Origin of the sequence: Nonomuraea recticatena, from assembly GCF_039533245.1 — a bacterium.
In the GTDB taxonomy this organism is placed as follows: Bacteria; Actinomycetota; Actinomycetes; order Streptosporangiales; family Streptosporangiaceae; genus Nonomuraea; species Nonomuraea roseola.
Genome location: NZ_BAAATE010000018.1, coordinates 64555 through 90024 on the forward strand (window position 1 = coordinate 64555; position 25470 = coordinate 90024).

Annotated in this window: 24 protein-coding genes; 15 read left to right on the forward strand and 9 right to left on the reverse strand. The window is 71.1% G+C overall.

Annotated elements, in window-relative coordinates:
- Window positions 1-27 precede the first annotated feature (27 nt).
- The 4 genes from zwf to tkt are packed head-to-tail and all read right to left on the reverse strand — an operon-like array spanning window position 28 to window position 6431.
- Window positions 28-1629, reverse strand: coding sequence for a glucose-6-phosphate dehydrogenase (zwf, locus tag ABFX50_RS29715; RefSeq protein ID WP_346150841.1), 1602 nt, complete (start codon window positions 1627-1629; stop codon window positions 28-30).
- A gap of 1 nt (window position 1630) precedes the next feature.
- Window positions 1631-3241: a glucose-6-phosphate isomerase gene (locus tag ABFX50_RS29720; protein ID WP_346150843.1), complete on the reverse strand. Its 1611-nt coding sequence runs from the start codon at window positions 3239-3241 to the stop codon at window positions 1631-1633.
- A 2-nt stretch (window positions 3242-3243) separates the two neighbouring features.
- Entirely contained in the window at window positions 3244-4335 is a 1092-nt protein-coding gene (gene tal, locus ABFX50_RS29725; RefSeq protein WP_346150845.1) for a transaldolase, read from the reverse strand.
- A 2-nt stretch (window positions 4336-4337) separates the two neighbouring features.
- Window positions 4338-6431, reverse strand: coding sequence for a transketolase (gene tkt, locus ABFX50_RS29730; RefSeq protein ID WP_346150847.1), 2094 nt, complete (start codon window positions 6429-6431; stop codon window positions 4338-4340).
- 238 nt (window positions 6432-6669) lie between these two features.
- Between tkt and ABFX50_RS29735 the strand changes: the two genes are divergently transcribed.
- Both ABFX50_RS29735 and ABFX50_RS29740 read left to right on the forward strand, forming a co-directional pair.
- Window positions 6670-7623: a heme o synthase gene (locus ABFX50_RS29735; RefSeq protein ID WP_428834711.1), complete on the forward strand. Its 954-nt coding sequence runs from the start codon at window positions 6670-6672 to the stop codon at window positions 7621-7623.
- 53 nt (window positions 7624-7676) lie between these two features.
- Window positions 7677-8894, forward strand: coding sequence for a PrsW family intramembrane metalloprotease (locus ABFX50_RS29740; protein ID WP_183661951.1), 1218 nt, complete (start codon window positions 7677-7679; stop codon window positions 8892-8894).
- Between the two features lie 31 nt (window positions 8895-8925).
- On the opposite strand, the gene ABFX50_RS29745 is transcribed toward ABFX50_RS29740, so the two are convergent.
- Both ABFX50_RS29745 and ABFX50_RS29750 read right to left on the reverse strand, forming a co-directional pair.
- A complete protein-coding gene (locus ABFX50_RS29745; protein ID WP_346150850.1) occupies window positions 8926-9621 on the reverse strand; it encodes a SanA/YdcF family protein in 696 nt (231 codons plus the stop codon).
- 74 nt (window positions 9622-9695) lie between these two features.
- A complete protein-coding gene (locus ABFX50_RS29750; protein ID WP_346150852.1) occupies window positions 9696-10610 on the reverse strand; it encodes a COX15/CtaA family protein in 915 nt (304 codons plus the stop codon).
- 168 nt (window positions 10611-10778) lie between these two features.
- Between ABFX50_RS29750 and ABFX50_RS29755 the strand changes: the two genes are divergently transcribed.
- The 13 genes from ABFX50_RS29755 (at window position 10779) to ABFX50_RS29815 (ending at window position 22768) form a co-directional block, all read left to right on the forward strand.
- Window positions 10779-11909: an NAD(P)/FAD-dependent oxidoreductase gene (locus tag ABFX50_RS29755; protein WP_346150854.1), complete on the forward strand. Its 1131-nt coding sequence runs from the start codon at window positions 10779-10781 to the stop codon at window positions 11907-11909.
- Window positions 11906-12148 (forward strand): (2Fe-2S)-binding protein, encoded by a 243-nt coding sequence (locus ABFX50_RS29760; RefSeq protein ID WP_346122526.1) that lies wholly within the window; start codon window positions 11906-11908, stop codon window positions 12146-12148. The genes ABFX50_RS29755 and ABFX50_RS29760 overlap by 4 nt, the downstream gene beginning before the upstream one ends.
- A complete protein-coding gene (locus ABFX50_RS29765; protein ID WP_346150856.1) occupies window positions 12145-13500 on the forward strand; it encodes an FAD/NAD(P)-dependent oxidoreductase in 1356 nt (451 codons plus the stop codon). Before ABFX50_RS29760 ends, ABFX50_RS29765 begins: the two co-directional genes overlap by 4 nt.
- Complete coding sequence (locus ABFX50_RS29770; protein ID WP_346150858.1) at window positions 13484-14377, forward strand: dihydrodipicolinate synthase family protein; 894 nt, start codon at window positions 13484-13486, stop codon at window positions 14375-14377. The genes ABFX50_RS29765 and ABFX50_RS29770 overlap by 17 nt, the downstream gene beginning before the upstream one ends.
- Entirely contained in the window at window positions 14374-15375 is a 1002-nt protein-coding gene (locus ABFX50_RS29775) for a proline racemase family protein (RefSeq protein ID WP_346150860.1), read from the forward strand. The genes ABFX50_RS29770 and ABFX50_RS29775 overlap by 4 nt, the downstream gene beginning before the upstream one ends.
- A 183-nt stretch (window positions 15376-15558) precedes the next feature.
- Complete coding sequence (locus ABFX50_RS29780; RefSeq protein WP_346122398.1) at window positions 15559-16701, forward strand: branched-chain amino acid ABC transporter substrate-binding protein; 1143 nt, start codon at window positions 15559-15561, stop codon at window positions 16699-16701.
- On the forward strand, window positions 16698-17591 hold the full coding sequence (locus ABFX50_RS29785; protein ID WP_346150862.1) for a branched-chain amino acid ABC transporter permease: 894 nt from the start codon (window positions 16698-16700) through the stop codon (window positions 17589-17591). The genes ABFX50_RS29780 and ABFX50_RS29785 overlap by 4 nt, the downstream gene beginning before the upstream one ends.
- Complete coding sequence (locus ABFX50_RS29790; RefSeq protein WP_346150864.1) at window positions 17588-18565, forward strand: branched-chain amino acid ABC transporter permease; 978 nt, start codon at window positions 17588-17590, stop codon at window positions 18563-18565. The genes ABFX50_RS29785 and ABFX50_RS29790 overlap by 4 nt, the downstream gene beginning before the upstream one ends.
- The gene (locus ABFX50_RS29795; RefSeq protein WP_346150866.1) at window positions 18562-19329 is read left to right on the forward strand and encodes an ABC transporter ATP-binding protein; all 768 of its coding nucleotides are present in this window, start codon (window positions 18562-18564) and stop codon (window positions 19327-19329) included. The genes ABFX50_RS29790 and ABFX50_RS29795 overlap by 4 nt, the downstream gene beginning before the upstream one ends.
- Complete coding sequence (locus ABFX50_RS29800; RefSeq protein WP_346150868.1) at window positions 19322-20029, forward strand: ABC transporter ATP-binding protein; 708 nt, start codon at window positions 19322-19324, stop codon at window positions 20027-20029. The genes ABFX50_RS29795 and ABFX50_RS29800 overlap by 8 nt, the downstream gene beginning before the upstream one ends.
- Window positions 20026-20988, forward strand: coding sequence for a proline racemase family protein (locus tag ABFX50_RS29805; RefSeq protein WP_346150870.1), 963 nt, complete (start codon window positions 20026-20028; stop codon window positions 20986-20988). The genes ABFX50_RS29800 and ABFX50_RS29805 overlap by 4 nt, the downstream gene beginning before the upstream one ends.
- 88 nt (window positions 20989-21076) lie before the next feature.
- Entirely contained in the window at window positions 21077-22060 is a 984-nt protein-coding gene (locus ABFX50_RS29810; RefSeq protein WP_346150872.1) for an ornithine cyclodeaminase family protein, read from the forward strand.
- 42 nt (window positions 22061-22102) lie between these two features.
- Window positions 22103-22768 carry a GntR family transcriptional regulator gene (locus ABFX50_RS29815; RefSeq protein WP_183661923.1) on the forward strand — a complete coding sequence of 222 codons (666 nt, stop codon included), beginning with the start codon at window positions 22103-22105 and terminating at the stop codon, window positions 22766-22768.
- Between the two features lie 3 nt (window positions 22769-22771).
- Here the strand turns inward: ABFX50_RS29815 and ABFX50_RS29820 are convergent, their stop codons facing one another.
- The 3 genes from ABFX50_RS29820 to ABFX50_RS29830 form a co-directional block, all read right to left on the reverse strand.
- The gene (locus tag ABFX50_RS29820) at window positions 22772-23683 is read right to left on the reverse strand and encodes an EamA family transporter (protein WP_346150875.1); all 912 of its coding nucleotides are present in this window, start codon (window positions 23681-23683) and stop codon (window positions 22772-22774) included.
- A gap of 107 nt (window positions 23684-23790) precedes the next feature.
- Window positions 23791-24558: an ABC transporter permease gene (locus ABFX50_RS29825; RefSeq protein WP_346150877.1), complete on the reverse strand. Its 768-nt coding sequence runs from the start codon at window positions 24556-24558 to the stop codon at window positions 23791-23793.
- On the reverse strand, window positions 24555-25463 hold the full coding sequence (locus ABFX50_RS29830; protein WP_183661917.1) for an ABC transporter ATP-binding protein: 909 nt from the start codon (window positions 25461-25463) through the stop codon (window positions 24555-24557). Before ABFX50_RS29830 ends, ABFX50_RS29825 begins: the two co-directional genes overlap by 4 nt.
- Between the last annotated feature and the right edge of the window lie 7 nt (window positions 25464-25470).

The following is a 25470-nucleotide window of genomic DNA, read 5'->3' on the forward strand; positions in this document are numbered from 1 at the left end:
GTTCCATGACTCTCTCGCCGCGCTCGCTCACAGTCGCCTCCAGACCCTGCCGTCGCGGGCCATCATCTCGTCGGCCGACGGCGGCCCCCAGGTACCGGCGGGATAGTCCTCGGGCTGGCCCTGCGTGGCCCAGAACTCCTCGATCGGGTCGAGGATCTTCCACGACAGCTCCACCTCGCGCTGGTGCGGGAAGAGCGGCGGGTCGCCGATCATCACGTCCAGCAGCAGCCGCTCGTACGCCTCGGGCGAGGACTCCATGAACGACTCGCCGTAGGCGAAGTCCATGGACACGTCCCGCACCTCCATGGCCGTGCCCGGCACCTTCGAGCCGAACCGCACCGTGATGCCCTCGTCCGGCTGCACCCTGATGACCAGTGCGTTGTGGCCGAGGATCTCGGTGTCGTCCTTGCTGAAGGGCAGGTGCGGGGCCTTCTGGAAGACGACGGCCACCTCGGTGACGCGGCGGCCGAGCCGCTTGCCCGTGCGCAGGTAGAACGGCACACCCGCCCAGCGCCTGTTGGCGATCTCCAGCTTGATGGCCGCGTAGGTCTCGGTCACGGAGTCGGCGGGGATGCCCTCCTCATCCAGGTAGCCGACGACCTTCTCGCCGCCCTGCCAGCCCGCCGCGTACTTGCCGCGCGCGGTGTTCAGCGACAGGTCGGCGGGCAGCCGCACCGCCTTGAGCACCTTCTCCTTCTCCCTGCGCAGCGCGTTGGCCTCGAAGGAGGTGGGGTCCTCCATCGCGACCAGCGCGAGCAGCTGGAGCAGGTGGTTCTGGATCACGTCGCGGGCCGCGCCGATGCCGTCGTAGTAGCCCGCGCGCCCGGCCAGGCCGATGTCCTCGGCCATGGTGATCTGCACGTGGTCGACGTAGCTGCGGTTCCAGATCGGCTCGTAGAGGTTGTTGGCGAACCTCAGCGCCATGATGTTCTGGACCGTCTCCTTGCCGAGGTAGTGGTCGATCCTGAAGATCGAGCTCTCGGGGAAGGCCTCGTTGGTGATCTCGTTCAGCTCGTGCGCGCTCTGCAGGTCGTGGCCGAACGGCTTCTCGATCACCACCCGCCGCCACGAGCCCTCGGGGGCGTCGGCCAGACCGGTGCGCTTGAGCTGCTGCACCACCGTGGGGAAGAACTTCGGCGGCACCGACAGGTAGAAGGCATAGTTGCCGCCGGTGCCCCTGGTCTGGTCGATCTCCTTCAAAGCCATCGCGAGGGCGTCGAAGGCGCCGTCGTCGGAGAACTCACCCGGCACGAAGTGGATGCCCTCGGCCAGCTGCTTCCAGACCTCCTCGCGGAAGGGCGTGCGCGCGTGCTCCTTCACCGCGTCATGCGTGAGCTGCGCGAAGTCCTGGTTGGCCCAGTCGCGGCGGGCGAATCCGACCAGCGAGAAACCGGGCGGCAGCAGCCCCCTGTTGCCCAGGTCGTAGATCGCCGGCAGCAGCTTGCGCTTGGCCAGGTCTCCCGTCACTCCGAAAAGCACCAGCACACATGGTCCCGCCACCCTGGGCAGCCGCTTGTCCCGCGGATCACGCAGCGGGTTGGCGGCGGCCGCCTCCAGTGTCGTGGCCGTCACCGCGGCGGCGGCCGCCACGGCGACGGTCTCCTCCACGGGCGCTGCCGGTTCCGTCATCTCAGACCTCCTGTGCGGCTGCGAGCAGGTGCGCGATCCCCGCTGCGCGGTCGGTCAAATGCAGTCGTACGGCGGGCCGCCCACGCCCGATGAGCGCCCGCCGGTCGCCGAGCGCCTGCGCCAGTTGCAGGCCGCCCAGCGTGTAGGGCCTGCCAGGCACCTCGACGTCGGCCGTCACGGCGCCGGTGATCTGCAGGAACACTCCGTTCGACGGGCCGCCCTTGTGGTACTGCCCGGTGGAGTGCAGGAAGCGAGGGCCCCAGCCGAACGTCACGGGACGCGGCGTCCTCATGGCCAGCAGCGCCCGCAGCGTCTGGGCGTCGGCCGCCATCCACGCCTCGGTCATCTGCTCGAAGTCGGGGTCCTCCGGCATGGGAGCGTCGAAGGCGGCCATCCTGTCGAGGTAGGCCATGACGGCCAGGTAGCCGTCGGAGGGCACCGCCTTGAGCAGCTCGGTGAGCACGCCTGACAGGTCGCCGGCCCGGCTCTCGCCGTAGACCTCGACGGGCCCGTCGACCAGCACGGGCTCCTCGGCGGCCGGGGGGCCGTCCAGCACGCGCGTGGTGTTGTCCTTCGACTCGGCCACGTCGGGCTGGTCGAAGGGGTTGACGCCGAGCACGAGACCGGCCAGCGCCGTGGCGTACTCCCACACCATGAACTGCGCGCCGAGCGGGCCGTCGACGCGGACGTCGCCGTCGTCGGACTCGATCGCCACCACCAGTTCGTCGCGCGCGCCCGTGGGCTCGGCGGCGACGACAGGCAGGATGCCCTTGCCCTGCTTGCCCGTGGACTCGGCGACCAGCTGCTCGATCCAGTCGGGCAGGCCGTTGATCTCGGTCAGCTGGTCTTCGAGGATGAGCTTGTCGCGCCCCGCGAGAGCGGCGCCGCCGAGCGCCGCGCCGAGCGCCAGCCCCGGGTTGCCCTCGTTCAGCGCGAGTGAGGGCAGCACCTCGGCGGCGTCGTCGAGCAGCTGCTCGACCTCGGCGCCTGCCAGCGCGCTCGGCACCAGTCCGAACGCCGACAGCGCCGAGTAGCGCCCGCCGACGTTCGGGTCGGCGAGGAAGATCGTGTAACCGGCCTCGACGGCCGCCTGCTCCAGAGGGGAGCCGGGGTCGGTGACGACGACGATCCGCTCGGCGGGGTCGATGCCGGCCGATCTGAAGGCCTGCTCGTAGATCCTGCGATGGCTGTCGGTCTCGACCGTCGAGCCGCTCTTGCTCGACACGACCACGACCGTGCGGTCGAGACGGTCATCGAGCGCCCGCCGCACCTGGTCGGGGTCGGTGGTGTCGAGGACGGTCAGCGCGACGTCGGCGGTGTTGCAGATGACCTCGGGCGCCAGCGAGGAGCCGCCCATGCCGGACAGGACCACGTGGTCGAGGCCCTCGGCACGGGCCCGCTCCACCAGCTTGCCGAGCTCGGGCAGCAGCTCGCGCGAGGTGCGCGGCAGGTTGAGCCAGCCGAGGCGAATCGCCGCCTCGGCTTCGGCGCCGGCGCCCCACAGAGCGGGGTCGCCGGCCGCCAGGCGGGCGGGGACCCCCTCACCGGACAGCCGGCCCGCGACGGAGGCGGCGGCCTCGGCCACCCCCTCCTCGCGGTAGGTGACCTCCATCGTCAGGGAACCAGCTTCTTGCTGATGCTCTCGAGCAGCTCGTTCCACGACGCCTCGAACTTCTCCACGCCCTCGTCCTCGAGCACGCGCACGACGTCGTCGTAGTCGATGCCCGCCTCCTTGAGCGCGGCCATGGTGTTCCAGGCCTGCTCGTAGAAGGGACGGACGGTGTCGCCCGTGATGCTGCCGTGGTCGGCGGCGGAGTCGAGCGTCTTCTCCGGCATGGTGTTGACGGTGCCGGGGGCCACCAGGTCGTCGACGTACATCGTGTCGACGTAGTTGGGGTCCTTGACGCCGGTCGAGGCCCACAGCGGACGCTGCGGACGGGCCCCTGCCGCGCGCAGGCGCTGCCAGCGCTCGGAGTTCATGACGTCCTCGAAGGCCGCGTAGGCAAGGCGCGCGTTGGCCACGCCCGCCTTGCCCTTCAGCTCGGGCTTGCCCGCCTTGTCGAGACGCTTGTCGATCTCGGTGTCGACGCGGCTGACGAAGAAGGAGGCCACCGACTCGATGGAGGCCAGGTTGAGACCCTTGGCCTGCGCGGCCTCGAGGCCGGCCAGCCAGGCGTCCATGACCGCGCGGTAGCGCTCCAGCGAGAAGATCAGCGTGACGTTGACGCTGATGCCCTCGGAGATCGCCTGCGTGATCGCGGGCAGGCCCTCGACCGTCGCGGGGATCTTGATGAGCAGGTTGGGCCTGTCGACCGCCCACCACAGGAAGCGGGCCTCGGCGATCGTCTTCTCGGTCTCGCGGGCCAGGCGCGGGTCCACCTCGAGGGAGACCCTGCCGTCCACGCCGCCGGTGGCGTCGTAGACGGGGCGCAGCACGTCGGCGCCCCACCTGATGTCGTAGGTGGTGATGGCCCTGACGGCCTCGCCCACGTCGACCCCGCGCACGGCGAGGTCGTGCAGCTGGGCGTCGTAGGCGTCGCCCTTGCTGAGCGCGTTGGCGAAGATCGTCGGGTTGGAGGTCACGCCCACGACGTTCTTCTCGCGGATCAGCTGCTCCAGGTTGCCGGTGCGCAGGCGCTCACGGCTGATGTCATCGAGCCAGATGGACACGCCCTGGCTGGTGAGCTTGTTCAGGTTTTCCGACATGTCTAGTTTCCCGTCGTCTCGCCCTTGTCGAACCCCAGCTTGGCGAGACTGGCCTTGGCTGCGGCCGCGACTCGCTCGGCGGTGAGGCCGAACTGCTCGTATAGCGTCTTGTATGGAGCCGATGCGCCGAAGTGCTCCAGGCTGACCACTTCGCCCGCATCTCCAACGAACTCCCGCCAGCCCAGCGCGATTCCCGCCTCGACCGCCACTCGCGCCTTGACGTCCGAAGGCAGGACCGTCGCCCGGTAAGCGGAGTCCTGCCCGTGGAACCACTCGACACACGGCATGGAGACGACGCGCGTCGGAATTCCCTGGGACTCGAGCACGTCGCGGCCGTCGAGCGCGATCTCGACCTCGCTGCCGGTGGCGATGAGGATCACCAGCGGCTGGCCGTTGGAGGCCTCGCGCAGCACGTAGCCGCCCCTGGCCACGCCCTCGGCGCTGGTGCCCTCGAGGACGCGCAGGTTCTGCCTGGTCAGCGCCAGCGCCGCGGGCCTGTCGTTGTGCTCGAGCACGGTCTTCCACGCCGCCGCCGTCTCGTTGGCGTCGCCGGGGCGCACCACGTCGAGACCGGGGATGGCGCGCAGCGCCCACAGGTGCTCGACCGGCTGGTGGGTGGGGCCGTCCTCGCCGAGGCCGATGGAGTCGTGCGTCCACACGTAGGTGACGGGCAGCTTCATCAGCGCGGCGAGCCGGACGGCAGGCCGCATGTAGTCGGAGAAGACCAGGAAGGTGCCGCCGTAGGGACGCGTGCCGCCGTGCAGGGCGATGCCGTTGAGGATCGCGCCCATGCCGTGCTCGCGGATGCCGAAGTGCAGCGTGCGGCCGTAGCGGTTACCGGGGAACTCCTTGGTCTGGTACTCCTCGGGGATGAAGGAGGGCTCGCCCTTGATCGTGGTGAGGTTCGACTCGGCCAGGTCGGCCGAGCCGCCCCACAGCTCGGGCAGGAAGGGGGCGATGGCGTTGAGCACCTCGCCCGAGGCCTTGCGGGTGGCCACCGAGGCGCCCACCTCGAACTCCGGCAGCGCGCTGGTCCAGTCGGCGGGCAGCTGACGCTTGGAGATGCGGTCGAACTCCGCCGCGCGCTCCTCGTTGGCCAGGCGCCAGTCGGCGTAGGACTTCTCCCACTCGGCGTGCGCGGCGCGGCCGCGCTCGGCCACCTGGCGGGCGTGCTCCAGCACCTCGGCGGGCACGTCGAAGGTCTTCTCGGGGTCCTGGCCCATGACCTTCTTGGTGGCGGCGACCTCGTCGGCGCCCAGCGCGGAGCCGTGGGCCTTGCCGGTGTTCTGCTTGTTGGGAGCGGGCCAGCCGATGATCGTGCGCAGCCTGATGAACGACGGCTTGTCGGTCTCGGCGCGGGCCGCCTCGAGCGCGTCGTGCAGCGCCCTGACGTCCTCGACGTACTCGCCCGTCTGGGTCCAGTCGACGGTCTGGACGTGCCAGCCGTAGGCCTCGTAGCGCTTGACCACGTCCTCGGACAGGGCGATCTGCGTGTCGTCCTCGATGGAGATGTGGTTGGAGTCGAACACCACCGTCAGGTTGCCCAGCTTCTGGTGCCCCGCGATGGCGCTGACCTCGTGGCTGACGCCCTCCTCGATGTCGCCCTCGGAGACGAAGCACCAGATGTGGTGGTCGAAGGGGCTGGTGCCGGGCTCGGCGTCGGGGTCGAACAGGCCGCGCTCGCGGCGGGCGGCCATCGCCATGCCGACCGCGTTGCCGATGCCCTGGCCGAGCGGGCCGGTCGTCGTCTCGACGCCCACCGTGTGCCCGTGCTCGGGGTGACCCGGCGTGAGGCTGTCCCAGGTGCGCAGCCGCTTGATGTCGTCAAGGGACAGGCCGTAGCCGGACAGGTAGAGCTGGATGTACAGCGTCAGGCTGGAATGCCCGCATGACAGCACGAAGCGGTCACGGCCCGCCCACGTCGGGTCCGTGGGGTCGTGACGCATCGTGCGCTGGAAGAGCAGGTATGCGGCGGGCGCCAGGCTCATGGCGGTGCCGGGGTGGCCCGAGCCCGCCTTTTCGACCGCGTCCATCGCCAGGGCTCGGACCACGTCGACCGCCTGCTTGTCGAGGTCGGTCCATTCAAAGGTGCTCAACTGCTCGATCTCCGGAATCTAGTTGTCATGGTGGTGCTGGTGGCATTTCCCGCCCACACCGACCCTAACTGAGTAGACCTTGGTGGGGCTGACCAACCCACCCTCGGTGCCCCCATTGGCCGGACCGGCCCACCCTGCGACTACAGTTTGTTTGTTCGCAAGGACGTCTGGTGCTCGGCGTCCACGGTTCCGCTCTCTTCAGAGGTTACGCGTTGACTCCGCACACGCTGGAAGCGCCTTGACGGTGCTCACGAACAGGCAATCGCCGGCTGGGCCCCCGTCGGCCATGGCGCCCGCCGAACCGCGCTCCTTCGGCGCGGTCATCAAGGCGTACGTCGCGCTGACCAAGCCGCGGGTCATCGAGCTGCTCCTGATCACGACGTTGCCGGTGATGTTCCTCGCCGCCGACGGCCTGCCCCCGCTGTGGAGGGCGCTGTCGGTCATGGTGTTCGGCACGCTGTCGGCGGGCAGCGCCAACGCGCTCAACTGCTACATCGACCGCGACATCGACGTGAAGATGCGGCGCACCCGCAAGCGGCCGCTGGCCAGGCACCAGGTCACCCCGCGCGCCGCCCTCGTCTTCGGCGTGGTTCTGGGGGTCCTGTCCGTTGTCGGCATGTGGGTGACGACGAACCTGCTCGCGGCGGCGCTCAACCTGTCGGCGATCCTGTTCTACGTCTTCGTCTACTCGATGGTGCTGAAGCGCCGCACCTCCCAGAACATCGTCTGGGGCGGCCTGGCGGGCTGCATGCCGGTCGTGATCGGCTGGTCGGGCATCACCGGCGGCCTGGACTGGACGCCTCTGGTGCTGTTCGGCGTGGTGTTCTTCTGGACGCCTCCGCACACCTGGACCCTGGCGATGCGCTACAAGGAGGACTACGCGGCCGCCTCGATCCCGATGCTGCCGGTGGTGGCCACCGAGCGCAGGGTGGTGCTGGAGTCCATCGCCTACACCTGGGCCACGGTCGCCTGCTCGCTGCTGCTGTGGCCGGTCGCGGACACGACGCTGCTCTACCCGATCGTCGCCGCGGTGCTCGGCGCGTTCTGCCTGATCGAGGTCTACCGGCTGCTCGGCAGGCTCAACGCGGGCAAGAGCGGTGTCGATCTTCGTCCCATGCGCTTCTTCCACTGGTCGAACGCCTATCTGGCGCTGCTGTTCCTCGCGGTCGCGATTGATCCGCTGCTGGCCTGACCTGCTCTCGAAGTGGGAAGGACAGCTTCATGGCGATCCGTTACAGTCACGGTATGAAGACCCGTGATCCACGCTGGGTGTTCAAGGACCGGCCGTCCTTCGCGTTGATCGCGGGCCTGGTGCTGGCGGGCATCTGCGCTCTGGTTTCGTTCTCCTTCGACGTGCTCAACGGCGCGCCTGTGCAGTTCTTCATCGCCCTCACCCTGGCGCTGGCCCCCGTGCCGCTGCTGCTGGCCGCCGTGCTGGCGCTCGACCGCATGGAGCCGGAGCCGCGCAGCAACCTGGTCTTCGCCTTCGCGTGGGGCGCGGGCATCGCCGTGCTGGTGGCGGGCATCGTCAACTCGCTCAACCTGCAGTACATCACCGACACCGTGGGACTGTCGGCCGCCACAGCGCGCAACATCGCCGCCACCTTCGGCGCTCCCGTGGTCGAGGAGACGATGAAGGGCCTGGTGCTGCTCGGGCTGCTCAGGTTCCGCCGCGCCGAGCTCGACGGGCCGACCGACGGCATCATCTACGCCAGCATGGTCGGCCTCGGTTTCGCCATGACCGAGAACGTCAGCTACTACATCGCCGCCCAGGACCAGTTCGGCGTGCAGGGCCTGGCGGTGACCGTCGTGCTGCGCGGCATCCTGTCGCCCTTCGCCCATCCGCTGTTCACCTCGATGATGGGCGTGGCCGTCGCCTACGCTGCCAGACGCTCGGGCTCCGACAGGGCCCTCATCATCCTGGCGGGCTGGATCGCCGCGATGCTGCTGCACGGCATGTGGAACGGCCTGGCCTCCTACGGCGGCTTCGCCGGCCTGGTGATCGCCTATCTGGTCCTGCTCATGGTGCTGTTCGTGCTCATCGGCGTGGTCCTGCGCGACAGGCGGCGCATCGTCGCCCTGCTCCAGCGCTACCTGCCGCCCTACGAGCCGACGAGGCTGGTCGACGCGGCCGACATCTTCATGCTGTCGGCGCTGTCGCGGCGCAGGCAGGCCAGGCAGTGGGCCAAGGCGCACGGCGGCAAGGAGGGGGTGCGGGCGATGAGCGACTACCAGCTCGCCGCCACCGAGCTCGGCCTCCTGCACGAGCGGGCCGCCCGTCACATCGTCGACGACCAGACCTTCCACGAGGAGCAGCGGGCGCTGCTCGAGTGCATGAGCGCGGCCAGGGCCCGCTTCCCCGTGCCGCGCCAGCACGCCCGTGCCGCCGCCCACGGCACCCCGCCGCCCGGCTACGCGCCGGGAGCCCCGTCGCCCACCACCGAGGGCCACTGGCCGGTCTGAGGCCCGCAGAGGCTGTCGGTCGTCCGCCGCTTCATCGGCCTGCCTGGGCCCGCAGGAGGGAGGTCTCCCTCGGCCCAGGGAAGACCGGATCGGTGCCGAGCACCACGTCGCCCAGCGCCTTGGCCGAGGCCACGAACTCCCGCGCGGCGAAGACGTAGGTGGCGGCCGCCCACTGCCTGGCGGAGTCGTCGCCGACGCCGAAGGTCCGCAGCCCCGCCGTACGGCACAGCGTCACCGCCCTCGGCAGGTGGAAGGCCTGCGTGACCACGGTGACGTCGTCGGCGCCGAAGACGTCGCGGGCCCGCACGCAGGAGTCCCAGGTGTCGAAGCCCGCGTAGTCGCGGACGATCACGGCGTCGGGCACCCCCTTGGCCAGCAGGTAGTCGCGCATGGCCGAGGGCTCGTCGTAGTCCTTCCTGCTGTTGTCACCCGACAGGAGCAGGGCCTTGACCTTGCCGGCCCGGTAGAGGCCCGCGGCGATGTCGAGGCGCCTGGCCAGCATCGGGCTCGGCTGCCCGGCGAACAGCCCGGCGCCGAGGACCAGCGCGGTGCCCGAGGCGGGCACCCTGGACAGCCACCCAGGCGTGTCCGCCACGACGCGGTGATTCTCGCTCCCGATCCACGCCCAGGTCAGCGGGGCGATGGCCAGCACGCTCACCGCCACGGCGCCCTGGTAGGCGCGGCGCATCGCCGTACGGCTGATGCGGGTAAGGGGGACGAATCGCATGAAACGTGTACCTCGCGCCGGTGGGGGAGTGGCCGACATATCGTGCCATACTCCCCGCTTCGGGAGGCGGGTGATCAGCGGGGGAGGGGGACCGGTGCCGCGGACGCCCCTTGGGCCTCGGCGGGCACCTCGTCGCGGACCCGCAGGCTGGTGACCACCCGCAGGGCGCCGATCCACACCACCGTGGCGCCCAGGACGTGCAGGCCGACCAGGAACGCCGGCACGGCCAGGAAGTACTGGGTGTAGCCGATCACGCCCTGGGCCAGCTCGATCACCAGCAGCCCCACCGCCGCCGCGCGGGCCGGCCTGGGCGCGCCGGTCACGTGCAGCGCGAACAGCAGCGCGAAGGTGAGGCCGACCACGACGTAGACGATGTCGGCGTGCAGCCGTGCCACGGTCTCGATGTCGAAGTCGAAGCGGGAGGCCAGCGCGTCGCCGGAGTGCGGCCCCGTGCCGGTCACCACCACGCCCGCGACCAGCAGGACGGCCACCGCGGCCAGGAGCACGTGGCCCAGGCGGCGGATGTCGCGGTGCACAACGGACCTGGCGGGGGCGTCGCCCTCGCGGGAGCGTGCGTACAGGAGCCAGCAGGCCGCGATCAGGCCGATGGAGATGAGGAAGTGCACGCTGACCGTGACGGGGTTGAGCGCGGAGCGCACCACCAGGCCGCCCCACAGCGCCTGAGCGACGACGCCCGCGGGCTGCAGCCAGGCCAGGCGGACCAGGTCGCGGCGGCGGGGCGCCATCCGGATCGCGGTGAGCAGGCACATCGCGGCCACGGCCAGCACCACGAAGGCGAGCAGGCGGTTGCCGAACTCGATGCCCATGTTGACCCAGCTGTGCTCGGGATGCGCAACTGGGACGAAGCTGTCGGGCGTGCACCTGGGCCAGGTCGGGCAGCCCAGGCCCGATCCCGTGACGCGCACCGCCGCGCCCGTGACGGTGATGCCCGCGTTGGCGATCACGGACAACAGGGCCCACAGGCTCATCGAACGCGGGGTAGGCGGCCAGAAGGATTTCACGTCTTCGATGGTAGGGGGCGGGGTGCGTGGTCCTTCCACCGGTCGCCGGCCCTGCGGCGGGGGTAGTTCCCCGGCAGGGGATTCACACGAGCAACGGTATGTGACATATTACTGCGAGGAGGTGGGAGAGACACGATGTCCGACGTGATCGTCATCGGCGCAGGCGTCGTGGGCGCGGCATGCGCCTACTACGCGGCGGCCGCGGGCCTGGACGTGACGGTGCTCGACCGCGGCCCCGTGGCGGGCGGGACCACGGGCGCGGGCGAGGGCAACGTCCTGGTGTCCGACAAGGAACCGGGGCCAGAGCTCGACCTGGCGCTGCTGTCCAACCGCCTCTGGCGCGAGCTGGCCGAGCACGGCGGGTTCGAGTACGAGCCCAAGGGCGGCCTGGTCGTCGCCGAGACAGGAGAGGTCCAGCGGCAGCTGGTGGAGCTGGCGGGTAAGCAGGGCGTGGAGCACACGGTCGTCCCCGACACCGAGCTGCACGGCTACGAGCCCCACCTGGCCGACGGCCTCACGGGCGGCGTCTTCTACCCACAGGACGCCCAGGTGCAGCCCATGCTCGCGGCCGCGAGGCTCCTCAGGCACGGCGCCGACAGCTTCGGCCACGGCGCGCTGCGCCTGCGGACCGGCGTCACGGTCACCGGCTTCGTCCGCAGCGGCGAGCGGGTGACGGGGGTGCGCACCGACCATGGGGACATCCTCGCCGACGCCGTGGTCAACGCGGCGGGCACCTGGGGCGGCCAGGTCGCCGCCCTGGCGGGCGTCGAGCTGCCGATCCTGCCGAGACGCGGCTTCATCCTGGTCACCGAGCCGCTCAGGGAGCCGCTGATCAGGCACAAGGTCTACACCGCCGCCTACGTGACGAACGTGGCGAGCGACTCGGCCGACCTGGAGACCTCGGCGGTCGTCGAGGGCACCCCGGCGGGCAGCGTGCTCATCGGCGCCAGCAGGGAGCGGGTCGGCTTCGACAGGACCACCTCGATCCCGGTGCTGCGCAGGCTGGCCGCGCAGGCCACCGCGCTGTTCCCCGTGCTGAGGAACAGGCGCGTGATCAGGTCCTACTGCGGCTTCAGGCCGTACTGCCCCGACCATCTGCCGGTGATCGGTCCCGACCCGCGCGCCCCCGGACTGCTGCACGCCTGCGGGCACGAGGGCGCGGGCATCGGCCTGGCGCCCGCCACCGGCCACCTGCTGGCCCAGCTGCTGTCGGGGGAGCGCACCGCCCTCGACCTGGCCCCCTTCAGCCCAGGGAGGTTCGCGTGAGTTTCGAGATCACCGTGGACGGCAGGCCGGTGCCCGTCGTGCAGGGGCAGAGCGTGGGCGCGGCCCTGCACGCGGCGGGCATCACCTCGTGGCGCTCGACCAGGCACGAGGGAAGGCCGCGCGGCCTGTTCTGCGGCATCGGCGTCTGCTTCGACTGCCTGGTCACCGTCAACGGCCGTGAGTCCCAGCGCGCGTGCCTGGTGCCGGCCAGCCCCGGAGACGAGGTGACCACCTCATGACCGGCTACGACCTCGTCGTCGTCGGCGGCGGCCCCGCGGGGGTGGCGGGCGGGCTGAGCGCCGCCCAGGCGGGGCTGCGCGTGGCCCTCGTCGACGCGGGCCCTCGCCTGGGCGGCCAGTACTTCAGGCACCGCGCGGGCAGCCTGCCGTCGGGGCGCGGCGCCGACCGCTTCGTCCGGCAGTGCCGCGCCCTCAGGACCAGGGCCGAGCTCCTGCTCGATCACAAGGTCTGGGCCGTGGAGCAGGGCGAGGACTCCGTCACCGTCCACGTCATGGCCGGACAGGAGGAGCGCCCCTTCACCCTCGCCTGCCGATCGCTGCTGATCGCCACCGGCGCGCACGACAGGCCGCTGCCCTTCCCCGGATGGGACCTGCCCGGCGTGCTCACGGCAGGCGGCGCGCAGGCCCTGCTCAAGGGCGAGGGCGTGCCGGCCGGGCGGCGGGTCGTCGTCTCGGGCACGGGCCCCTTCTTGCTGCCCGTCGCGGCGGGGCTGGCGAAGGCCGGGGTCTCGGTGGCGGGGGTCTTCGAGGCCAACGGCCCGCTCGGCCTGGCCCGCCACCCCCTGCTGGCCGCGGGCAAGGCCGGTGAGGCGCTGGGCTACGGCGCCGCGCTGGCCGGGCACCTCGTGCCGTACAGGACGCGCCACGCGGTCGTGGCGGCCCACGGCTCCTCGCGCGTCACCCATGTGACCGTCGCCCGCCTCGACGCCGAGTGGAGAGTGCTGTCGTCGCGCACGGTGGAGTGCGACGCCGTCGCGGTCGGCTACGGCTTCGTCCCGCAGATCGACCTGGCCGTCCAGCTGGGCTGCGCCACCACGCACTCGGCCGACGGCAACCCCGTCGTGGACGTGGACGAGGGGCAGCGCACCAGCGTGGCCTCGGTCTACGCCGCGGGCGAGCCCACCGGCGTCGGCGGCGCGGAGCTGGCCGAGCTCGAGGGCAGGACCGCGGGCCTGACCATCGCCCACGACCTCGCCTCGGGCGAGGGCGGCGACCCCGTTCCCGGTGTCCTGCGCAGGAGGGGAGAGCGCCTGCGCGCCTTCGCCCGAGCGCTGCAGGAGGCCTACCCCGTCCAGCCGGGCTGGCAGGACTGGCTGCACGACGACACCCTTGTCTGCCGCTGCGAGGAGGTGCCGGTGAGCAGGATCCGTGAAGCCATGGACCTGGGCGCCACCGACGCGCGCTCGATCAAACTGCTCGCCCGCCCAGGAATGGGCTGGTGCCAGGGCAGGATCTGCGGTTACGCGGTGTCCTGCCTGGCCGGCGAGCGCCCCCAAGCCCCCCGGCGCCCCATAGCCCAGCCGATCACCCTCGGCTGTCTTGAGAGGATCGAAGATGAGCAACCGCGTTGAGCCGTGGCAGGGAATCATGGTCGCTACGGCCCTTCCCCTGCGCGAGGACCTGTCGGCCGATTTCGAGGCCTTCGCCGAGCACTGCCGATGGCTGGTCGAACAGGGCTGTGACGGCGTGGCCGTGAACGGCTCGCTCGGTGAGTACCAGACGCTCAGCCAGGAGGAACGGGCCAAGGTTGTCGAGACGGCGGTGGCGGCCGTCGGCGGGCGCAACGTGATGCCGGGCGTCGGCGCGTACGGCTCCGCCGAGTCGCGCCGCTGGGCCGAGCAGGCCCGCGACGCCGGCTGCGCGTGCGTCATGCTGCTGCCGCCCAACTCCTACAGGGCCGACGAGAGGACCGTGATCGACCACTACAGGGAGGTGGCCAAGGCCGGCCTGCCGATCGTGGCCTACAACAACCCCTATGACACCAAGGTCGACCTGACCCCCTCGCTGCTGGCCAGGCTGTTCGACGAGGGTTTGATCGTCGCGGTGAAGGAGTTCACCGGCGACGTGCGAAGGGCCTACGAGATCGCCGAGCTCGCCCCCGGGCTCGACGTGCTCATCGGCACCGACGACGTGGTCCTCGAACTGGCGCTGGCGGGGGCCAAGGGGTGGGTCGCGGGGTTCCCCAACTCCCTGCCCGCCTCGACCGTCGCCCTCTACCGCGCCGCCATGGCGCACGACCTGGAGAGCGCGCTGCCGCTGTACCGCGCGCTGCACCCGCTGCTGCGCTGGGACGCCAAGACCGAGTTCGTCCAGGCCATCAAGCTGTCCATGGACCTGGCGGGCAGGTACGGCGGGCCGTGCAGGCCGCCGAGGCTCCCGCTGACCGACGAGCACGCGACGGCGGTGCGGGCCGCGACGGAGAAGGTGCTGGCGGAGGGCCTCAGATGAGGAGCAGCCGCGTCTTCCACGCCGTCGACTCCCATACCGAGGGCATGCCCACCAGGGTCATCACCGGCGGCGTCGGCGTCATCCCCGGCAACAGCATGGCCGAGCGGCGGATCTACTTCCGCGAGCACTTCGACCACATCAAGCAGCTGCTGATGAACGAGCCGCGCGGGCACGCGGCCATGAGCGGGGTCATCCTGCAGCCGCCCACCCGTCCCGACGCCGACTGGGGCGTGCTGTTCATCGAGGTCTCCGGTTATCTGCCGATGTGCGGTCACGGCACGATCGGGGTGGCCACCGTCCTGGTGGAGACCGGGATGGTCGAGGTCGTCGAGCCGGTGACCACCGTCCGTCTCGAGGTGCCGGCGGGGCTGGTCGTGGTGGACGTGGCGGTCAAGGACGGCGTGGCGCAGTCGGTGACGCTGCGCAACGTGCCCGCCTACAGCGACAGGCTGGACGCGGTGGTGGAGGTGCCGGGGTTCGGCCGGATCCGCTACGACCTGGCCTACGGCGGCAACTTCTACGCCATCGTCGACCTCGACGACTACAAGCTGCCCTTCGACAGGGCGGCCAAGAACGAGATCCTCGCCGCGGGGCTGGCCACCATGGCCGCCGTCAACGCCACCGACGAGCCCGTCCATCCCGAGGACGAGCGGATCCGCGGCTGCCACCACGTGTACTTCACCGCCCCCGGCTCGACCGCCGGGCACTCCAGGCACGCGATGGCGATCTACCCCGGCTGGTTCGACCGCTCCCCGTGCGGGACGGGGACCAGCGCCCGCATGGCCCAGCTGCACGCCAGGGGGGAGCTGGCGCTGGGCGCGGACTTCGTCAACGAGTCCTTCATCGGGACCAGGTTCGTGGGCCGCCTGGTGGAGGAGACCAGCGTGGGCGGCCGTACGGCGGTCGTGCCCACGATCACGGGAAGGGCGTGGATCACCGGGACCGCGCAGTACTTCCTCGACCCACAGGACCCGTTCCCCGAGGGCTTCGTCCTCTGACGGATCACCACCGCACGGTGGTCGTTTCGGGCTGTCCGAAATATCGGGGAGGTCACGGTTTTGACCGGGGCCTCCCTTGACGCTTCAGGTGCGTGTTAGGACCCTAACGGTCTGATATCGGAGCTTGACCGGCCACCGGCACATCGGTGTGATGTCACACATCACTCACGTGAGGAGAGTCACATGCGCTCAACGCAAGTCGCCTCCCTGGTGGCGGCCGCCATGCTGCTGGCGGGATGCGGTCAGGGTCTGCTCGGCGACGGTGGAGCCGCCCAGCAGGACGACAAGGCCCCCATCCGTCTCGGCATGCTGGTCCCCCAGTCCGGCAGCGAGGCCGCCATCGGCCCGTACATGACCAACGCCGCGCAGCTCGCGGTGGAGGAGATCAACGCCAAGGGCGGCGTCCTCGGCCGCCAGCTCGAGCTCAAGGCCGCCGACGACGCCTGTGACGCGCAGACGGCCGTGGCCGCGGCCAACAAGGTGGTCACCGAGGGTGTCCACGTCTCCATCGGCGGCTACTGCTCGGGCGCCACGCTGCCCACGCTGCCGGTGTTCGGCAAGGCGAACATACCCATGATCATCCCGGCGGCCAACTCGCAGGAGCTGGTCGACCAGAAGCTGAAGCACGTCTTCCTGATCAACGGCACCGGCACCCAGCAGGCGGAGTCGGCCACCAAGTGGATCACCAAGCAGGGCGCCACCAAGGTCGCGCTCATGCACGACAACACCAGCTACTCCAAGGACATCGCGGTCCGCACCCAGCCGCTGCTGGGCGACAAGGTGGTCATCACCGAGGCGGTCACGCCCAAGGAGAGCGACTACAGCGCCAACATCGCCAACGTCCTGGACAAGAAGGCCGACTTCGTCTACTGGACGGGCTACTTCCAGGAGGGCGGCCTGATCATCAGGCAGCTGCGCCAGGCCGGATACAAGGGCGCGATCATGGTCGCCGACGGCTCGGTCTCTCCCAAGCTCGGTGAGATCGCCGGCGACGAGGCCGAGGGCGTCTTCGCCACCATGACCCCGATTCCCGACACCCTGCCCGACGCCAAGGGCTGGATCGACTCCTACACCAAGAAGTTCGGCTCCGCCCCCGGGCCCTACTCCAACCAGGCCTACGACGCCGTGCGGCTGGCCGCGGAGGCGATCACCAAGGCGGGCTCCACCGACGGCGCCAAGGTCATCTCCGCGCTCGAGGGGATCGACGGGTTCACGATGTTCTCCGGTCCGCTGAAGTTCACCCCCGAGCACACGCTGTCGGCGGGCGGCTTCCAGATCCTGGTGTGGAAGGGCGACAAGTTCGCCCTTCAGGATGCCCTGTCATGACACAGCTCGTCTGGAACGGCCTGTTCGTCGGGTCGTTCTACGCCCTCGTGGCGCTCGGCTACAGCATGGTCTACGGCATCATCAAGCTGCTCAACTTCGCCCACGGCGACCTCTACATGCTCGGCGCGTTCAGCGGCTTCGCCGTCCTGTCCGCGCTGGGCGGGGTCTCGGCGGCGATGACGCTGCCCGTGCTGATGGCGGTCCTGCTGCTGACCATGGTCAGCACGGGGCTGGCGGGCGTGGTGCTCGAGCGGGTGGCCTACCGCCCGCTGCGCGGCGCGCCCCGCCTGTCACTGCTGATCACCGCCGTCGGCGCCTCCTTCGCCATCGAGTACGGCATGCGCGCCGCCACGGGCCCCGACCCCAGGGTCTATCCCGTACGGCTCAGCGGCACCTCCATCGAGGTGCTCGGCGCCAGGCTCACCCTCCAGCAGCTCGCGCTGATCGGGGTGGCCATCGTCCTCATGGTCGGCCTCAACCTCCTGGTCACCAGGACCCGTGAGGGCAGGGCCATGCGGGCGATCGCGCTCGACCCGCGCACCAGCGCGCTCATGGGCATCGACGTCAACGCGGTGATCTCCAGGACCTTCTTCCTCGGCTCGGCGCTCGCGGGCGCGGCCGGCGTGATGGCCGGCGCCTACTACGGGAAGATCGACTTCCTGATGGGCTTCCTCATCGGGCTGAAGGCCTTCACCGCGGCCGTCATCGGCGGCATCGGCAACATCCCCGGCACCATGCTGGGCGGTCTGGTGCTGGGCCTGCTGGAGTCGTTCGGCACCTACTGGCTGGGCGGCGAATGGCGGGACGTGTTCGCCTTCGGCGTGCTGATCCTGTTCCTGACCGTGAGACCGACGGGTCTGCTCGGCGAGCGTGTGACGGAGCGGGTGTGAACGAGACCAAAGCCCCCGAAGCCCCTCGCAAGATCGGCGCGAAGGGCCCGAGGACCCGCCTGTCCCGGCTGCTGGACAACCGGTGGGTGGGCCTGGGCGGTCTGCTGATCGCGCTGCTGGCGCCGTTCGTGAACGCGACGCCGTACGCGCTGTCGGTCATGACCAGCGCCGCCATCTTCGTGATGCTGGCCTCGGGACTGAACATCGTGGTCGGCTACACCGGCCTGCTGGACCTGGGCTACGCGGCCTTCTTCGCCGTCGGCGCCTACACCAGCGGGGTCCTGGCCACCCGCTTCGACCTGCCGCTGCTGGCCACGATCCCCGCGGTGCTGGTGGTGACGGTCATCGCGGGAATCGTCATCGGCGCGCCGACCCTGCGCCTGCGCAGCGACTACCTGGCGATCGTCACGCTGGGCTTCGGCGAGATCATCCGCATCACCGCCAACAACCTGCCCGTCACGGGTGGACCCTCGGGGATCTACGGCATCCCGAGCCTGACCGAGAGCCCCGTCGTCTTCTACTACCTCACCGTGCTCATCGTGGCCGTCGCCGTGATCGGCGCCTCCCGTCTGGGCAGGTCGAGGCTGGGAAGGGCGATGCGGTTCGTGCGCGAGGACGAGGACGCCGCCGAGGCCACGGGCGTCCACACCTACCGGGTCAAGCTGGCCGCCTACATCGCGGGCGCGGTCTGGGGAGGCCTGGCGGGCGTGCTGTTCGCCGGGCACCTGTCGGCGATCTCGCCCAACAGCTTCACCTTCCTGCAGTCGGCCCTGGTGCTCATGGCCGTCGTGCTGGGCGGCATGGGCTCGGTGCCGGGCGTGGTGCTGGGCGCCATCGTCATCAGCCTGCTGCCCGAGCTGCTGCGCGAGGCGGCCGACTACCGCTTCTTCGTCTTCGGCGTGCTGCTCATCATCGTCATGCTGGTCAGGCCGCAGGGCCTGTGGCCGGCTCGCTCGAAGGAGGCCCTCAAGTGACGCTCCTGGAGGTGAACGAGCTGCGCCTGGCCTTCGGCGGGCTGCTGGCCATCGACGGGCTCAGCTTCTCGGTCGGCGAGGCCGAGATCGTCTCGGTCATCGGCCCGAACGGCGCGGGCAAGACCTCCGCCTTCAACTGCGTGACCGGCTTCTACCGCCCCACGTCGGGCGCGATGACCTTCGAGGGACGCTCGCTGCTCGGCCTGCGGCCCTCGGCCGTGGCGGGGCTCGGCATCAGCCGTACCTTCCAGAACCTGCGGCTGTTCGGCGAGCTGTCGGTGCTCGACAACGTCCGCGCGGGCAGCCACCTGTGGCTGAAGCAGAGCGTCTTCGACGCGTTGCTGCACACCCCGCGCTACCGCAGGTCCGAGCGCGAGTGCACCGACCAGGCCCACCACTGGCTGGACTTCGTGGGCCTGCGCGGCGACCGCTACTCCGCCGCCCGCAACCTGCCCTACGGCGAGCAGCGGCGCGTCGAGATCGCCCGCGCCCTGGCCCGCAACCCGCGGCTGCTGCTGCTGGACGAGCCCGCGGCGGGGCTCAACCACGCGGAGAAGGCCGAGATGCTCGACCTGATCAGGCGCATCCGCGACCTCGGCGTCGCGATCGTGCTGATCGAGCACGACATGGGCCTGGTCATGCAGGTCTCCGAACGCATCGTGGTGCTCAACTTCGGCAAGGAGATCGCCGACGGCCGCCCCGAAGAGGTGCGCCGCGACCCCGCCGTCATCGAGGCCTACCTGGGGAGCGACGCCCATGCTTGAGATCAGCGGCCTCGACGTCCACTACGACGGCGTGCACGCGCTGCGCGGCCTGTCGCTGACCGTCGGCCAGGGCGAGATCGTCGCCCTGCTCGGCAACAACGGCGCGGGCAAGACCACCACGCTGTCGGCCGCCTCCGGCCTGGTGAGGCCCAGCGGCGGCACCGTTGTCTTCGACGGCGAGGACATCACCGGCCTGCCCGCGCACAAGATCACCTCCAGGGGCCTGGTGCATGCCCCCGAGGGACGAAGGATCTTCAGCACGCTGACCGTGCACGACAACCTCCAGCTCGGCGGCTACCTCGTGCGCGACCAGGCGGAGATCAGGCGCCGCATCGACCACGTCTACGGCCTGCTGCCCCGCCTGGCCGAGCGCCGCGCCCAGCAGGGCGGCACGCTGTCGGGCGGCGAGCAGCAGATGCTCGCCATCGGCCGCGCGCTGGTCACGGGCCCCCGCCTGCTGCTGCTCGACGAGCCCTCCATGGGCCTGGCGCCGCTCGTCGTCGCCCAGGTCATGGAGCTCATCGCGGACATCAACGCCTCGGGCACCGCGGTGCTGCTGGTCGAGCAGAACGCCTCGGCGGCGCTGAAGATCGCCCACAGGGGATACGTCCTGGAGAACGGGGTCGGCACCCTGTCGGGGACGGGCGAGGAGCTCCGCTCCGACCCTCGGGTCGTCGAGGCCTACCTGGGAGGATCATGATCCAGACGATCGACTACCACACCGGCGGAGAGCCGTTCAGGGTCGTGGTCGGCGGGGCGCCCGAGATCGGGGGCGCCTCCGTCCTGGAGCGCAGGAGCACGGCCGCGGGCAGCGAGGAGGTCGACCGCGTGCGGCGGCTGCTGTGCCACGAGCCGCGCGGGCACGCCGACATGTACGGCTGCTTCCTCGTCCCTCCCGACGACGAGGGGGCCGACCTGGGCGTGCTGTTCTGGCACAAGGACGGCTACTCCACCGCCTGCGGGCACGGCACGATCGCGCTCGGCGTCCACGCCGTGCGCGAGGGGCTGGTCGAGGCCGACCCCGACGGCGTCACGGACGTGGTGATCGACGTCCCCTCCGGCAGGGTGACCGCGAGGGTGCTCATGAAGGGCGGCCGGATCACCGCGGTCACCTTCAGGAACGTCCCCTCCTACGTGCTTGCCCGCTCGGTGCCCGCAGGCGGGAGCGAGGTCGACGTGTCGTACGGCGGGGCCATCTACGCCTCGCTGCCCGCCGCCTCCCTCGGACTGTCGGTACGGCCCGAGCACCTCACCGCGCTGATCGAGCACGGACGGCGGATAAAGGCGGCGCTGGCAGGACATCCGGCCGCGCGGCATCCCACCGACGAGCGCCTGTCAGGGATCTACGGAGTGATCTTCTACGACGTGCTCGGGCCCGCCCACCAGCGCAACGTGACCGTCTTCGCCGATGGCGAGGTGGACAGGTCGCCGTGCGGCTCGGGGACGGCCGCGCGGCTGGCGCTGCTGGCCGACGAGCTGCCCGAGGGGTTCACGCTCACCCACGACAGCATCGTGGGCTCCTCGTTCAAGGCCTGGGTCGCCGAGACCACGGCGGAAGGCGTGATTCCCGAGATCGAGGGCATGGCCTACCGTACGGGGCGCCACAGCTTCGAACTCGACCCACACGATCCGATCGGGACGGGGTTCACGCTGCGATGAGCCGCCTCGCGAGCATGTCGGTCGGGGCCGGATCCGCGCCTCTGGTCCCGACCGGCCCCCTCCTGCCGGCCGTCGAGCGGACCGCGTCGTGAGCGGCCTGCCGTACATCGGGGGCCTGGAAGGGCTGGTGCCCGTGTCACGCGCCGTCGCGGTCCTGGAGGAGACGCTGGCCTCGGGCTTCGACCCCGAGCAGGCCCAGGCGCGCACGGCCGCGCCCGCGGGGCGGGGCGAGTTCCTGCTCATGCCAGCGGCCGCCGGACGTTACGCGGGCGTCAAGGTGGTCAGCGTCGCCCCTGGCAACCCGGCTCGGGGGCTGCCCCGCATCCAGGGCGCCTACCTGCTGTTCGACGGCGACAGCCTGGCCCCGCTCGCCGTCATGGACGGCCTGGCCCTCACCTCGCTGCGCACCCCCGCGCTGTCCGCCCTGGCCGTCAGGCACCTCGCGCTCCCGGCCGCCTCCCGGCTGCTGGTGTTCGGCACGGGACCGCAGGCATGGGGGCACGTCCTGGCCCTGCGCGAGGTCCGCCCGCTGGAGCGGGTCACCGTGGTGGGGCGCGACCCCGGCAGGACCGCCGCCTTCGCGGACCGCTGCCGCGCGCTGGGCCTGGCGGCCGAGGCGCTGCACCCTGAGCCGGCGTCCACCGGCGCCGCCTCCCGTGGCCTCGGCGACCTGGTCGCCTCGGCCGTCGGGAAAGCGGACCTGATCGCCTGCTGTACCACCTCCAGAACCCCCCTCTTCCCCGGTAGGCTCACCCGCGACAGCGCCACCGTCGTCGCCGTCGGATCGCACGAGCCCGACGCCAGGGAGATCGATGACGATCTCGTCACCCGCGCCACCGTCGTCGTGGAGGCCCGCGGGACGGCATTGTCCGAGGCGGGGGATGTGGTCATTCCCCTGCGCGGCGGTACGATCACCAGTGGTCATCTCGCCGGCAACCTGGCCGACCTGGTCACCGGCCGCGTCACCCTCGGTGAGGGGCCGCGGGTCTTCAAGAGCGTCGGCATGGCGTGGGAGGACCTCGTGGTGGCGGCGGCCGCCTACGAGGCGTGGACCCGACAGGAGGGCCCGTGAGCGGGCCCGGCACCGTAGACGGACGAAAGTAGGGAAGCCGGGATGGCTGCGGACGATCGGCTCGACCTTCCGGTCGTGGGCGAACGGCAGAGCCTGCGCGAGCAGGTCGCACACGCGCTGCGCGCCGCGCTCGTCACGGGCGAGATGCGGCCCGGCGTGGTCTACTCGGCCCCCGTGCTGGCCGCCCAGTTCGGCGTCTCGGCCACCCCTGTCCGCGAGGCCATGCTCGACCTGGCCAAGGAGGGCCTGGTCGAGGCGGTGCGCAACAAGGGGTTCAGAGTCACCGAGCTGTCCGACCGCGACCTCGACGAGCTGACCGAGATCCGCCAGCTGATCGAGGTGCCGACCATCGCCAGGCTCGCCGACTCCTCACGCGCGCAGGAGTTCGAGCTCCTGAGGCCCGTCGCCCAGGAGATCGTCGACGCCGCGGAGCGCGCCGACCTGCTCGCCTACGTCGACGCCGACCTGCGCTTCCACGTCGAGCTGCTGGCGTTGTCGGGCAACGCCCACCTGGTGGACGTGGTGCGCGACCTGCGCAACAGAGCGAGGCTGTACGGCCTGTCGCAGCTGTCGGAGCGCGGCACCCTGACCGACTCGGCCCGCGAGCATCTCGAACTGCTCGACGCGCTCAAGGCGGGCGACAGGAGCGCGGCCGAGCGCATCATGGGCGAGCACATCCACCACGTGCGCGACATCTGGGCCGAGTAGCGGCTAGGAGGAGCGCGTCGCGCCCAGGCTGGCCGCGACGATGCAGATGATGGCCGCCCACTGCTGGACGTGCAGGAACTCGCCGAGCAGCACCAGTCCGATCAGCGCGGCCACCGCGGGCTCCAGGCTCATCAGGATGCCGAACACGTGCTTGGGCATCCGGCGCAGCGCCTGGAGCTCCAGCGAGTAGGGGATCACCGACGACAGCAGCCCCACGCCGAGCCCGATCAGGATCACCCAGGGCTGCAGCAGGTCGGTGCCGCCTGTGGTGATGCCCACGGGCGCGACGACCACCACCGACACCATCATCGCGAACGACAGCCCCGTCGTGCCGGGGAAGCGCTGCCCCGCGGCGGCCGACAGCAGGATGTAGCCCGCCCAGCAGGCCCCGGCCACCAGCGCGAACCCGATGCCGAGCCAGCTCACCGCCGCCGACTCGCTCCACGGCGCGATGAGCGCGATGCCCGCGCCCGCGAGGGCCACCCACAGCAGGTCGACCCTGCGGCGGGAGGCTGCGATCGCCACCCCGAGCGGCCCGAGGAACTCGATCGCCACCGCGATGCCGATGGGCAACCTGGCCAGCGCCTCGTAGAAGGACAGGTTCATGACGGCGAGGATGAGGCCGAAGCCGAGCCCGACGGCCCAGTCGCGCCAGGCCAGCCCCCTGAGCTTGGGCCGCGACACCGCGCCGAGGATCAGCGCGCTCGCCGCGATCCGCAGGAACACCACGGCCGACGGCGGCAACGCCGTGAACAGCTCCTTGGCGAAGCCCGCGCCCAGCTGCACCGAGAAGATCGCGAGCAGCACCAGGCCCGAAGGAGGCACGGAGTCGGCGGCGCTGCGCAGCAGGCCGCCCGTACGGGGCAGCGCCGCCTTGAGACGATCTGCGGGCCCGTCGAGGGCGAAGGCGGTCACGGGACTCCTCGGGAGGAAGTGGTACGGAAGGTGCCGAGCTTACTCGGCCGCTCCGACAGCGCTCCCGCGAGGTGGCCCCGTCCCAGCACTCCCGTCGGAGTGGGGAGCTACTCCCAGCGGAAGGTGCGTGAGGCGAGGCCCAGCGTGAGCGCCGCCCACGCCACCAGCACCGCCACCGCGCCCAGCGGCAGCGCCGCGCCGTCGGCCAGCACCGCTCGCAGCCCACCGGTCAGCGCCGAGATCGGCAGCAGGGCGAGCGCCGGCTCCACGCCGTCGGGGAAGACCGTCAGGGGGAAGATCACCCCTCCGCACCCCAGCAGCACCAGGTAGACCAGGTTGGCCGCGGCCAGAGTCGCCTCCGCGCGCAGCACGCCCGCCATCAGCAGCCCGAGCCCGCTGAAGGCGGCGGTGCCGAGCAGCACCAGCAGGACGGCGGCGGCCATGGAGCCGCGCGGCTGCCAGTCCAGCGCCAGCGCCACCGCCACGATCACCACGGCCTGCAGCAGCTCCACCCCGATGACGGCGAAGGTCTTGGCCAGCAGCAGCCCCGGCCTGGACAGAGGGGTGGCGCCAAGGCGCTTCAGCACGCCGTAGCGCCGCTCGAAGCCCGTGGCGATCGCCTGCCCGGTGAAGGCGGTCGACATGACCGCCAGCGCCAGCACGCCGGGAGCGAGGAAGTCCACCCTCGGGCCCTCGCCGACGTCGACCAGCGGCGCCAGCGAGAAGCCGACCAGCAGCAGCACCGGGATGATCAGCGTGAGCATCAGCTGCTCGCCGTTGCGCAGGATCGCCCGCGCCTCGGCCCCAGCCTGCGCCAGCACCATGCGGGGGAACGGCGCGGCCTTCGGGGCCGGGGTCAGGTCGAGGGTGGTCATCGCAGCTCCCTGCCGGTCAGTTCGAGGAAGACGTCCTCCAGCGTGCGGCGCTCGATGGACAGGTCGTCGGCGGTGACGCCCTCGGAGGCGCACCAGGCGGTCACGGTGGCCAGCAGCTCGGGCCCCACGTGGCCCTCGATGATGTAGTGGCCCGCCGGCGACTCCTTGGCGGCAGAGCCTGCGGGCAGCGCGCTGAGCAGCTCCTCCAGGGCGAGGCCCGGCCTGGCGCGGAAGCGCAGCTGCCGCTCGGCGCCGGTGAGGGTGGCGGGGCTGCCCTCGGCCACGACCCTGCCCCTGTCGATGATGACGACATGGTCGGCCAGCCGCTCGGCCTCGTCCATGTAGTGGGTGGTCAGCACCACGGCCACGCCCGCCGCGCGCAGGTCGGTGACCAGCTCCCAGCAGGCCCGCCTGGCCTGGGGGTCGAGGCCCGCCGTCGGCTCGTCGAGGAAGACCAGCTCGGGACGGCCGATGACGGCCCCCGCCAGCGAGAGCCGCTGCTGCTGGCCGCCCGACATCCGCCGGTACGGCGTGCGGGCGTGCTCGGTCAGCCCCAGCCTGGCCAGCAGGGCCGCAGGATCGAGGGGACGGGCGTGGAAGCGCGACATCAGGCGCAGCCACTCCGCGCACCTCATCGCCGGGGGAACCCCGCCCGCCTGCGGCATCACGCCCACCCTCGCCCGCAGCGAGGAGTCACCTGGATCGGCGCCCAGCACCCGCACCGTGCCGCCGTCGGCCCTGCGGAAGCCCTCGCAGATCTCGATGGTGGAGGTCTTGCCCGCGCCGTTGGGGCCGAGGATGGCGGTGACCGCGCCGCGCTCGGCGGCAAGGGTCAACCCGTCGACGGCGGTGGTGCCGCCGTAGCGTTTGACCAGTTCGATGACCTCGACGGCAGGGGAGCTCATGGCCACG

Excerpts from the sequence above, each read along its gene's own strand:
- zwf (WP_346150841.1), bottom strand. The coding sequence starts at position 1,629 with ATGACGGAACCGGCAGCGCCCGTGGAGGAGACCGTCGCCGTGGCGGCC.
- ABFX50_RS29720 (WP_346150843.1), bottom strand. The coding sequence starts at position 3,241 with ATGGAGGTCACCTACCGCGAGGAGGGGGTGGCCGAGGCCGCCGCCTCC.
- tal (WP_346150845.1), bottom strand. The coding sequence starts at position 4,335 with ATGTCGGAAAACCTGAACAAGCTCACCAGCCAGGGCGTGTCCATCTGG.
- ABFX50_RS29740 (WP_183661951.1), top strand. The coding sequence starts at position 7,677 with ATGAAGACCCGTGATCCACGCTGGGTGTTCAAGGACCGGCCGTCCTTC.
- ABFX50_RS29745 (WP_346150850.1), bottom strand. The coding sequence starts at position 9,621 with ATGCGATTCGTCCCCCTTACCCGCATCAGCCGTACGGCGATGCGCCGC.
- ABFX50_RS29750 (WP_346150852.1), bottom strand. The coding sequence starts at position 10,610 with ATGAGCCTGTGGGCCCTGTTGTCCGTGATCGCCAACGCGGGCATCACC.
- ABFX50_RS29755 (WP_346150854.1), top strand. The coding sequence starts at position 10,779 with ATGTCCGACGTGATCGTCATCGGCGCAGGCGTCGTGGGCGCGGCATGC.
- ABFX50_RS29765 (WP_346150856.1), top strand. The coding sequence starts at position 12,145 with ATGACCGGCTACGACCTCGTCGTCGTCGGCGGCGGCCCCGCGGGGGTG.
- ABFX50_RS29770 (WP_346150858.1), top strand. The coding sequence starts at position 13,484 with ATGAGCAACCGCGTTGAGCCGTGGCAGGGAATCATGGTCGCTACGGCC.
- ABFX50_RS29775 (WP_346150860.1), top strand. The coding sequence starts at position 14,374 with ATGAGGAGCAGCCGCGTCTTCCACGCCGTCGACTCCCATACCGAGGGC.
- ABFX50_RS29780 (WP_346122398.1), top strand. The coding sequence starts at position 15,559 with ATGCGCTCAACGCAAGTCGCCTCCCTGGTGGCGGCCGCCATGCTGCTG.
- ABFX50_RS29785 (WP_346150862.1), top strand. The coding sequence starts at position 16,698 with ATGACACAGCTCGTCTGGAACGGCCTGTTCGTCGGGTCGTTCTACGCC.
- ABFX50_RS29800 (WP_346150868.1), top strand. The coding sequence starts at position 19,322 with ATGCTTGAGATCAGCGGCCTCGACGTCCACTACGACGGCGTGCACGCG.
- ABFX50_RS29805 (WP_346150870.1), top strand. The coding sequence starts at position 20,026 with ATGATCCAGACGATCGACTACCACACCGGCGGAGAGCCGTTCAGGGTC.
- ABFX50_RS29815 (WP_183661923.1), top strand. The coding sequence starts at position 22,103 with ATGGCTGCGGACGATCGGCTCGACCTTCCGGTCGTGGGCGAACGGCAG.
- ABFX50_RS29825 (WP_346150877.1), bottom strand. The coding sequence starts at position 24,558 with ATGACCACCCTCGACCTGACCCCGGCCCCGAAGGCCGCGCCGTTCCCC.
- ABFX50_RS29830 (WP_183661917.1), bottom strand. The coding sequence starts at position 25,463 with ATGAGCTCCCCTGCCGTCGAGGTCATCGAACTGGTCAAACGCTACGGC.